Origin of the sequence: Nocardia pseudobrasiliensis NBRC 108224 (assembly GCF_001613105.1) — a bacterium.
GTDB lineage: Bacteria > Actinomycetota > Actinomycetes > Mycobacteriales > Mycobacteriaceae > Nocardia > Nocardia pseudobrasiliensis.
The window spans coordinates 1-11,953 of record NZ_BDBS01000084.1; the positions used below are offsets into that span (position 1 = coordinate 1).

At 69.0% G+C, this 11,953-nt stretch carries 2 protein-coding genes; both read right to left on the bottom strand.

Annotated elements, in window-relative coordinates; genetic code table 11:
• A partial coding sequence (locus tag NP4_RS39090) for a non-ribosomal peptide synthetase (protein ID WP_444980129.1) occupies nucleotides 1-5,784 on the bottom strand: 5,784 nt, incomplete at its 3' end.
• Between the two features lie 198 nt (nucleotides 5,785-5,982).
• A partial coding sequence (locus NP4_RS39095; protein ID WP_156524981.1) for a non-ribosomal peptide synthetase occupies nucleotides 5,983-11,953 on the bottom strand: 5,971 nt, incomplete at its 5' end.

The following is an 11,953-nucleotide window of genomic DNA, read 5'->3' on the forward strand; positions in this document are numbered from 1 at the left end:
GTGCGCGTGCGCGAGTTCGACCAGTCCGGCATGGGTCGCGGCGTCGATTTCGACGTCCACCCGCGCACCCGACAGCGAGGCCATGGCCGGTCGCGGCCGGTCGGTAGGCAATTCCAGCAGATCGGGCAGTTCGGCCAGCTGCGCGCGCCAATACCCGATCTGTTGCGCGGCAATGGATTCCGGATCCTTCTCGTCACCGAGTACCGCGCGTTGCCACAGCGCGTAGTCGGCGTACTGCACCCGCAGCGGCTGCCAGGCGGGGGCCTCGCCGGAGGTGCGCGCGGCATACGCGGTCATCACATCGCGCACCAGCGGACCCATGGACGATCCGTCGGCGGCGATGTGGTGGACGACCACGGCCAGTACGTATTCACGGCGCGAGCCGGGCGCGAGGTCCGAGATCTCCAGCAGCCGAACGCGAACCGGCACCTCGGTGGTCACATCGAAAGGCGTGGACGCGAGTTCGAGCACCGCCGCGATCACCCGCGCCGAGGCGATCGGTTCGACCGTCACACCCAGCCGCGTATCCGGCGGCAGGATGACCTGCACCGCCCCGTCGGGAGTCTCGGGGTAGATCGTGCGCAACACCTCGTGCCGGGCGACCACGTCATCCAGTGCGGCCGCCAGGGCTTCGGCGTCCAGGCTGCCGGTCAGGCGCAGTGCGAAGGGCAGGTTGTACGCGGCCACACCGCCGTCGGCCTGGTCGAAGCGATTGAGGAACCACATGCGCTGCTGCGCCAGCGACAGCGGCAGTTCGCGGGGGCGTTCGAGCTCACCGAGTTCGATCGTGCGCTCGAAATGCGCCTGGGATTCCACGGCCGCGGCGAGTTCGGCGACCGTCGGCGTCTCGAACAGCGCGCGCACCGGCACGCGGCCGCCGATGGCCGCGCCGAGTCGGGCGACCACCTGCGTGGCGATCAGCGAATTGCCGCCGAGAGCGAAGAAGTCGTCGTCGGCCCCGACCCGATCCAGGCCGAGCACCGTAGCGAAGTTCTCGGCGACGATCTCCTCGATCGGTGTTGCGGGAGCGCGGAATTCGCGCGCCTCGAAGACCGGTTCGGGCAGCGCCTTGCGATCGAGTTTGCCGCTGGCATTGAGCGGGAACGCCTCCAGTTCCACGATCGTCGCAGGAATCATGTAGGCGGGCAACGTATCCGACACCGCCGCGCGCAGCCGATCGGCATCGATCCGCCTGCCGGGCGCGGGCACCGCGTAGGCGACCAGCTGATCACCCAGCGCCGACCCCATCACCAACGCCACGGCCTGACTCACCGACGGCTGACCCAGCAACGCCGTCTCGATCTCACCCAACTCGATCCGCTGACCACGGAACTTCACCTGAAAATCGGTGCGCCCAAGGTAATCCAGCCGCGCGGGCAGATCACCCGAGGCCGCCCGCCACATCACCAGATCCCCGGTGCGGTACATCCGTGCGCCGTCACCGAAGGGGTTGGCCACGAACCGATCCGCGGTCAGATCCGGCCGCCGCACATAACCGCGCGCCAACTGATCACCCGCGAGATACAACTCACCCGGCACACCCGCCGGCACCGGCCGCAACCGCGAATCCAACACGTAGACCCGAGTGTTCCACTGCGGCAAGCCGATCGGCACACTCGGGCGATCCTCGCCCCAGGCGGGCCAGTAGGTGACCGAGACCGCGGCCTCGGTGGGCCCGTACAGATTGTGCACGCGCGCGGGCGAGACCCGGTGCAGCGCGTCCACGGTCTCCGGCGGCAGCGCCTCGCCGATCACCAGCACATCCTGCAGCGACGGGCAGGCGCCCGGGGCGGTGTGGGTGGCGAAGACGGTGAGCATCGACGGCACGAAGTCGGTGACCGTGACCTGCTCGGCCGCAATGGTTTCCGCGACGTACACCGGATCCCGATGTCCATCGTGGGTGGCCACCACAAGCTTCGCGCCCGTACGCAGCGGCATGAAATAGCCCCACAGCGACACATCGAAAGTGGTCGCCGTCTTCTGCAGATACACATCGCCCGCGCCCAGCGGATAGGCCGCCAGCATCCAGGTGATCTGGTTGTGGATGGCCGCGTGCGAGATCACCACGCCCTTGGGTCGTCCGGTGGAGCCCGAGGTGAAGATGACATAGGCCGGATGGTACGAGGACAGCGGCTGCCGCAGTTCCTCGGCCCGCACCGGGCTGGGATCGAAGCGGCTCAGATCCATGGTGTCCAGCCGCAGCACCGGCGTATCGACCGGTACGGCAACGGAATCGGCGACGGTGGTGACCACCACGACCGGGCGGGCGGTATCCAGAATGTGCGCGATGCGCTCCACCGGATGGTCCGGATCCAGCGGCACGTACGCACCACCGGCCGCCACGATCGCGTACATGCCGACGACCAGATCCAGCGACCGGCGAATCGCCAGGCCCACCAGGGCTTCCGGGCCGACACCGCGCGAAATGAGCAGCCGAGCGAGCTGATTCACGCGCGCGTCGAATTCGGCGTAGGTGAGCGATTCGCCCTCGTAGCTCACCGCGACAGCGTCCGGGAACTGTTGCACCGCACGGCGATAGGCATCGAGCAGCAGCTCCGGTTCGACCGGATAGCTCGTATCGTTCCAGTCGTAGAGCACCGCGACCCGCTCGGCGGGCCGGAGCAGGTCGATATCGCCGAGGGCGCGGTCCGGGCGCGCGGTGACCGACTCGAGCAGGCGGATCAGCCGATCGGCGAATCCGGCGACTGTCGTCTCGTCGAACAGGTCGGCGGCATAGGTGAACAGCGCCGAGAAGCCCTCCGTCCGCGGCACCACGGTCAGCTGCAGGTCGAATTTCGCGACGGCTCCGTCGAATTCGACGGCGGTGGCCGACAGGCCGGGCAGTTCCAGATGCGGCTTGTCCATATTCTGAAAGAACAACGCCACCTGGAACAACGGATGATGCGCCTGCGAACGCACCGGATCCAATACCTCGACCAACCGCTCGAACGGCAACTCCGCATGCGAGAACGCCCCGAGATCGGACTCCTTCACCACCGCCAGCAAATCCGCGAACGACGCGGCCGCGTCGACCCGGGTCCGCAGCACGAGCATATTCACGAACATGCCGATCAGGCCGTCGAGTTCGCGTTCGCCGCGACCGGCCACCGGGGTGCCGATGGTGACGTCGTCGGTGGCCGACAGGCGCGCCAGCAGCACCGCGAAGGCCGCGTGGACCACCATGAACAGCGATGCGCCCGAACGCTGCGCGAGTTCCTCTAGTTCCGCGTGCAGTGCGGCGTCGATATCGAAGGCGTACTCCACGCCGCGCCCGGAGGCCACCGCCGGGCGGGGCCGATCGAGGGGGAGATCCAGCCGATCGGCAATACCCGCCAAAGTCGCACGCCAGTAGGCGATCTGACGGGCGGCGAGCGAATCCGGATCGGACTCCTCGCCCAGTACCGCGCGCTGCCACAGCGCGTAATCGGCGTATTGCACCGGCAGCGGCGTCCAGGCCGGAATCGCGCCGTTGCGGCGAGCGAGGAAGGCGGCCAGCAGATCTCGCATGAACGGCGCGACCGAGCTGCCGTCGGCGGCGATATGGTGCACGACCACCACGATCACGTGATCATCGGGCGCGAGTTCCGCCAGGCCGATGCGCAGCGGCACCTCGGCGGCGACATCGAAGCCGGCGAGTGCGAATTCGGCCAGCCAGCCCTCGATCTCACCCTCGGCGAGCGTCTGCGGTTCCAGATCCGGAATCGCCTGCTCCAGCGGCAGAATCACCTGGTGGCCGGTGCCGTCGGTGGCCGGATACACCGTGCGCAGCGTCTCGTGCCGCTCGATGACGTCCAGGATGGCGTCGGCGAGGGCATTGATGTCCAGATATCCGGTAAGCCGGATGGCGAAGGGAATGTTGTTCGCCGCGGACTCCGGATCGAACTGGTTGAGGAACCACATCCGCTGCTGCGCCAGCGACAGCGGAACCCGTTCGGGCCGCGGCATCGGGGTCAGCGGCAGCCGGTCGGCCGAACCCTGCAGCGGGGCCAGCCGGTCGGCGAGCGCGGCCACCGTGGACGCCTCGAACAGCAGCCGCGCGGGGACCCGGGCCGAGATCAGCGCGCCGAGCCGGGCCGCGACCTGGGTGGCGATGAGCGAGTTGCCGCCCAGTTCGACGAAGTCGTCGTCGGCGCCGACCGAGGTTGCGGGACTGAGCAATTCGGTGAAGACCGCAGCGACCATCCGGGCCAGCGGGCCCTCGGGGGCGCGGAACCGCTTGGTCAGCAGGACCGGGGCGGGCAACCCGGCGCGGTCGAGTTTGCCGGAGGGTGTCAGGGGGATGGTGTCGAGCACGGTGATGCTGGTGGGCACCATATGCGCGGGCAGACTGCGCGCCGCGTACGCGGTCAGCTCGCTCGGATCGACGGTGGCGCCGGAGGCGGGCAGAACGTACGAGGCCAGGATCGTCGCACCGCTGTCGAGGGTGTGTCCGACGGTCGCGGCGAAGTCGACGGTCTCGTGCGCGGTCAGGACCGCGTCGATCTCACCCAGTTCGATCCGGAAGCCGCGGATCTTGACCTGGAAGTCGTTGCGGCCCAGATATTCCAGCTCGCCGTGTGCGGTCCACCGGACCATATCCCCGGTGCGGTAGAGCCGGGATCCGGTGCCCGCCGCCGCGAACGGATCGGCCACGAACCGCGCCGCGGTCAGCGACGGCCGGGCCAGATAACCGCGCGCCAGCGGAGGTCCGCTGAGATAGAGTTCGCCGACCGAGCCGTCGGGCACCGGCGAAAGCCGTTCGTCCAGAACATATTCGGTGACCGCGCGGATCGGCGATCCGATGGTGATCGGCTCACCCGGCTGCAGCGGGCGGCTGATATTGGTCGCGACCGTCGCCTCGGTCGGGCCGTATTCGTTGTAGAACTCGCGGCGACGGCCGCCCGCCACGGGAATCACCCAGCGGCGCACCAGCTCCGGCGGGCAGGCCTCACCGCCGACGATCACCACCCGCAGCTCGTCCAGTCCGGCCGGATCGACCGAGGCGAGGGCGGCCGGGGTGACGAAGGCGTGGGTCACCTCCTCGCGCGCCAGCAGCGCCGCGAGCTCCTCACCGCCGTAGACCGTGGGCGCGGCCACGATCATCGTCGCCGCGCCGCCGATGGCCAGCAGCAGTTCGAGCACCGACGCGTCGAATGAGGGCGAGGCGAAATGCAGTGTCCGCGACTGGCCGTCGATGCGATAGCGCTCGCGTTGCTCGTCGCAGAAGTTGGACAGTCCGGCCTGGGTGATCAGAACGCCCTTGGGCCGTCCGGTCGAGCCGGAGGTGTAGATGACATAGGCCGGATTCTCGGCGCGCAGCGGGCGCAACCGGTCGGCGTAGGTGACCGGGTCGGCGGGGTATTCGGCGAGTTCGCGGGCGAGCTCGTCGCCATCGATGACCAGCCAGTCGACCGGGCCGGGCAGATCCGCGCCGACCTCGGCGACGGTCAAGCCCACTACCGCCGCGGAGTCGGTGATCATGTGGGCGATGCGCTCGGCCGGATAGTTCGGATCCACCGGTAGGAATCCGGCGCCGGTCTTGGCCACCGCCCATACCGCGATCACCGACTCCAGCGAGCGCGGAATGCCCACGGCCACCAGATCCTCGGGGCCGATGCCCCGCGCGATCAGCAGCCGGGCCAGCCGGGTCGAGCGCTCGTCGAGTTCGGCATAGGTGAGCTCGGCGAGGGTGTCGGCGGCATCGGCGAAGACCACCGCCACACCGGTCGGATCGGTCTCGACCGCGGTTGCCAGCAATTGCGGCAGGGTCGTGACACGCGGCTTGCGGGTACGCGTGGGTCGCACTCGGGCCGGGCGGGTCATACCGCGATCGCTTCCTGTAACGCGTACCGCACGACCACCCGAACCACGTGTCTCACCCTGCCTGTTGTCGCTACCCGCGCTGTCCCAGCGCCACCCTAGGTCAATCGAGCTCGGCGGGCTCGTCTGTTACTGCCACACCGGACCGGAACCAGACCATTGTCCGGTACCGGGCCCGGTCGGTCACACCGTGGCCCGGGATTCGTCGGCGTCGGTCAGCCGAGCCAGGATCGGGCCGATCTCGGCCAATCCGGCCGGGCTCGCCAACTCGTCGTGGGTGCTGTCGATCGGATACTCGACGATCTCGCCGTCGACGTAGGGCTGCCAATCCGAGGCCACGAGATTGCGGGCGACGTTGCCCGGGTCACTCGCGGCTCGGAAGAATTCGACCGTGCCGTGGAACACATCGGGCCGATGGTCTGCCACCAGTTCCGCCGAGCGCACCGCACCGCGATAGATCCGCCGGACCTGTTCGGGGGTGAGGGTGATCACGTCGTCCGGAATGGCCGCGTGCAGGAAGGCCAGGGCCTCCTCGCTCAGCTCGTGCAGATCGCCGTCGGGCAGCACATCGGATCCGATACCGAGTTCGGCGAGCGCGCCGCGCAGTGTGGTGCGGAAATCGGCGACATCCAGATCGGGATAGCTGTCCAGGATCGCCAGCAGCGCCACCCGTTCGCCCGCGGCCTGCAGTTCGGTCGCGATCGCATGGGCCAGCACGCCGCCGAGCGACCAGCCCAGCACCCGGTACGGCCCGTGCGGCTGCACCCGGCGGATCTCGGCGACGTAGCGGCCGGCCATCTCCCGCAGCGATTGCGGGACATAGTCCTCGCTCAGCGCGGGTGATTGCAGACCCCACAGCGGGCGCTGCGGCACATAGCTCGCGAGACCCGAATAGGCCCAGGCCAATCCGTACATCGGATGGATGCAGAACAGCGGATCACCGGTGCCCGGCCGCAGCGGCAGCAGCACATCGAAGGCCGAACCCGCGGGTTCGGGCGCGGCGATCCGGCGGGCCAGGCCCGCGACGGTGGCATCGCCGAACAGCCACGGCACCTCCACCCGGGCGCCGGTCGCCTCGCGCAGCCGCGCCACCGCGCGGGTGGCCAGCAGCGAATTGCCGCCGAGGGAAAAGAAGTCGTCGTCGAGTCCGACGGCCTCCACCCCGAGCAGTTCGCCGAAGACCGCGGCCACCGCACGTTCGGTCTCGGTCTCCGGTGCGCGGAAGCTCGCGCCGCGCACGACCTCCGGTGCGGGCAGCGCGCGGCGATCGAGTTTGCCGTTCGGAGTGAGCGGCAACGCGTCGAGCACCATGATCGCGTCGGGCACCATATAGCCGGTGAGGAATTCGCTCACCTCGTCGCGCAGCGCCGCCGGATCCCGGTCGGCCACCACATAACCCACCAGTCGATCACCCGTGCGCTCGTCGTGACGCACCACGGCCGCGGCCTGACCGACGCCCGAGCACCGCAGCAGCGCCGCCTCGATCTCGCCGAGTTCGATACGGAAGCCACGCAATTGGACCTGCTGATCGCCGCGCCCGGCGTATTCGAGCCGGGCCTCGGCACCGTCCTCGTGCCAGCGGCCGATATCGCCGGACCGGTACAGCCGCGATCCGGGCGGACCGTACAGGTTGGCCACGAAGCGGGTCGCGGTCAGCCCCGGGCGGCCGAGATATCCGCGCGAAAGCTGTTCGCCCGCAACATACATCTCCCCCGGCACCTCGGCCGGGACCGGATGCAGCCGCGCGTCGAGCACCCGCACCTCGAGGCCCGGCAGCGGGCGGCCGATGACACTCGCCGCCGCCTCCGTCAAGCCCTCGTCCAGCGCCAGATACGACACGTGCACCGTGGTCTCGGTGATGCCGTACATATTCACCAAGCGGGCCTGGGGATGATCGGCCCGCCAGCTCGCGACCCGGCGCAGATCCAGCGCCTCACCGCCGAACACGATGTGACGCAGCGCGAAATCGCCGGGTCCGGCGGACCGGTCGGCGGCCATCAGCTGATAGAACGCCGATGGCGTCTGATTCAGCACCGTCACGCGCTCACGAATCAGCAACTCGCGGAACTCTTCCGGCGACCGCGAGGTCAGATAGTCGACCACCACCACACCGCCGCCGGTGGCCAACGCCGCCCACAGCTCCCACACCGAGAAGTCGAAGGCGAAGGAGTGGAACATCGTCCAGACGTCGGTGTGGTCGAAGCCGAACAGCGGCTGCGCATTGGCCAGCAGCTGCAACACATTCCGATGCGAGACGCCGACACCCTTGGGCACACCGGTGGAACCGGAGGTGTAGATGACGTAGGCCAGATGGTCCGCGCGCACCGGGGCCCGGCGGTCCGCCTCGGTGATCGGCGCGTCGTCGAATCCTTCCGACCGGTGCAGCAGCAATGTCGGAATAGTGTGCTGCGGTAGGGCATCCCACATCTCGTCGGTGGTCAGCACATAGGCCGGTGCGGCGTCGGCGAGCAGGAATTCCAGTCGCCGACGCGGGTAGGTGGTGTCGATGGGCAGATAGCCCGCACCCGCCTTGAGCACCGCCAGCAGCGCCACCGGCAGTTCGTGGGTGCGCGGAACGGCCACGGCCACCAGGGTTTCCGGTCCGACCCCGCCCGCGATCAGCGCGCGGGCGAGGCGGTTGGCCCGGCGATCGAGTTCGGCGAAGCTCAGCGCGGTCTCCCCCGCCCGCACCGCGACCGCGGTCGGGCGCAGCCGCACCTGTTCGTCGATCAGGTCGACCAGCGACGCCGCCTCTGCCGTGCGCGGCGGGGCCAGCGGCGCGTTCCACTGCCGCAGCGCCCGTTCGCGTTCGGCCTCGGCGCGCAGTTCGATATCGCCGATCACCGTATCGGCCGCGAGACCGGCCAGCACGCGCCGGTACCGATCGGCGAAGCCGCGCACGGTGGCCTCGTCGAACAAGTCGGTCGCATAGGTCAGCGCCGCGGACAGCCCTTGGGCGCGGCCCATCGGATCGGTCTGTTCGGCCAGGGTGAGCTGCAGATCGAATTTGGCCGGGGTCGGCAGCGCGTCCAGCCCGGACACCGTCAGACCGGGTAGTCGCAGTTCGCCCGCGCCGGTGAGGTTCTGGAAGGCCAACGCCACCTGGAACAGCGGATGCCGGGCCGTGGATCGAACCGGATCGAGCAACTCCACCAACCGCTCGAAGGGGACGTCGGCATGGGCGAAGGCCGCGATATCGGTGCGCCGCACCCCCGACAGCAGCTCCGCGACGGTACTGCCCGGATCGACATCCGTGCGCAGCACGAGCGTATTGACGAACATGCCGACCAGATCGTCCAGCGCCGCCTCGCCGCGACCGGCGATGGGTGTGCCGACGGCGATGTCGCGGGTGCCCGACAGCCGGGCCAGCAGCACCGCCAGGGCGGCGTGCGCGACCATGAACAATGTCGAATTATGCTTGCGCGCCAGATCTTTCAGCGCACCGTGCAGTTCGGCGTCGATCTCGAAGGTGATGGTCGCGCCGTCGTAGGTCGCGACCGCCGGGCGAGGCCGATCGGCGGGCAGATCCAATTGTTCGGGCAGCGCGGCCAATTCGTCGCGCCAGTAGGAGATCTGCCGGGCCAGCGCCGATTCCGGATCGTCCTCGGAGCCCAGCGCCCGCTGCTGCCACAGCGCGTAATCGGCGTACTGCACCGGCAGCGGCGACCACGCGGGCGGTTCACCGGCGGCGCGGCCGGTGTAGGCCAGGACCAGGTCGCGGGTGAGCGGGCCCATGGACCAGCCGTCGGTGGCGATGTGATGGGCCACGAACACCAGGACGTATTCGCTCGCGTCGAGCCGCAGCAGTGCCGTGCGGAACGGCGGCTCGGCGGTCACGTCGAAGCCCGCCGAGACGATCTCGGTCACGACGGCCTCGATCTGTTCGCCGGTCACCTCGCGCGGTGTCAGATCGGTGACGACCTCACGCGCCGAATGGACGACCTGCACCGGACCGGTCGCGGTCAGCGGGTAGGTGGTGCGCAGAATCTCGTGTCGCGCGATCAGATCCGCGACCGCGTGCCGCAGCGCGTCGACATCGAGGTCGCCGGACAGCCGGATGGCGACCGGGATGTTGTAGACCGCCGCGGCGGGATCGAACTGGTTGAGGAACCACATCCGTTGCTGCGCGAACGACAGCGGAATGCGGTCGGGCCGCTCGACGGCAACCAGCGCCGGACGCGGCTGGTCGGTGGACCGTTCCACGGCCGCGGCCAGGGTAGCCACGGTCGGCGCTTCGAACAGACTGCGAACCGAGACCCGAATGTCCAGGGCCGCACCGATTCTCGCGGCCACCTGCGTCGCCAGCAAAGAATTACCGCCGAGCGCGAAGAAATCGTCATCCGCGCCCACCCGATCCACACCGAGCACATCGGCATACACCGACGCGACAACCTCTTCGATCGGCGTCGACGGCGCACGGAAGGCGGTCGCCTCGAACTCCGGTTCCGGCAACGCCTTCCGATCCAACTTGCCGTTGGCATTGAGTGGCAGCGCGTCCAGTACGACGAAGGCCGACGGCACCATATAGGACGGCAGGGCCTGCGACAGTTCCGATTTCACCTGCGCGACCGACAGCGAGCCCGTGGGAACCACATAGGCCACCAGGCGATCGCCGATGCGCTGATCCGCGGTGGCCAGCACCGCGACCTGTGCGATCTCGGGCCTTGCCAGCAGGGCGGCCTCGATCTCGCCGAGTTCGATGCGGAAACCACGGATCTTCACCTGGAAGTCGGTGCGACCCCGGTACTCCAGCTCGTTGTCACGCCACGCCACGAGGTCGCCCGTGCGATACATCCTGGTGCCCGGCCTGCCGAAGGGGTTGGCGACGAACCGGTCGGCTGTGAGATCCGAACGGCCGAAGTAGCCGCGCGCCAGTTGCGCGCCCGCGAGATACAGCTCACCGGACACGCCCTCGGGAACCGGGTGCAGCCGCGAATCCAGCACGTACACCTGGCTGTTCCACTCCGGCGCGCCGATCGACACCGAGATCTGATCGGCCTCGCTCACCGTGTGCTTGGTGATCGACACCGCGGCCTCGGTCGGGCCGTACAGATTGAACAGCTCGCTGTCGGGATGCGCGGACCGGAAGCGCTGAGCCAACGCACCGGGCAGACCCTCGCCGATGGCCAGCACCCGCCGCGGCGACGGCATGCCGCCATCGGCGAGCAGGGCATCGAGCATGGAGGGAACCACGTGCAGCGTGGTGACGGCCTCGCGGGTCATGAGCTCATTGAGGTAGGCGGGATCGCGATGTCCGTCGGCGGTGGCGATCACCAGGCGGCCGCCGGATACGGCGGCCGACCAGAACTCCCACACCGACAGATCGAAGGTCGCCGCGGTCTTGAGCAGGATCGAATCGGCCGCGTTCAAACCGAATTCGGCGGTCTTCCACAGCAATTGGTTGACCACGGCCGCATGCGGCACCGCCACGCCCTTGGGCCGGCCCGTCGAACCCGAGGTGAAGATGACGTAGGCCGTATTCTCCGGCCGCAGCGGACCGAGCCGTTCGGCATCGGTGATCGGCGCGTCCGAGACCGCCGACAGATCCAGCTCCGCCACCTCCTCGGTGAGCACGCAGATCGGTTCCGCGGTCTCGAGGATGTAGCGCCTGCGCTCGACGGCCTGGTCCGGATCCACCGGCACATACGCGCCGCCGGCCGCGGCGACCGCGTACATGGCGACGACGAGATCGGTCGAGCGCCGCAGCGACAGCGCCACCCGCGACTCCGGCCCCACGCCGAGCGAGATCAGATGCCGGGCAAGGCGATTGACCCGTGCGCCGAGTTCGCAATAGGTCAGGATCTCCCCGGTCTCGTCCGCGACCAGCGCGGTCGCAGCCGGGGACACCGCGACCGTGCATTCCAGCAGGCCGGGCAGCGTGAGCTCACGATATCCGAAATGCGGTACCCGCAGCGCGGCCGAATCCAGCGGATAACCGGTGGCATTCGGCCGGGCCAGGACCCGGTGCAGTTCGGTGTCGTCGAGCAGGGCGAGATCGCCGACCGGCGTATTCGCGTCGGCGACAATACGGGTCAGCACGCGCGTCAGGCGTTCGGTGACGGTGGCCGCGGTCGAGGCGTCGAAAAGGTCCGTGGCATAGGTGAGGAAGCCGCCCAGACCCGCCGCGCTGCCGTCCTCGCCGTAGGCGTCGCCC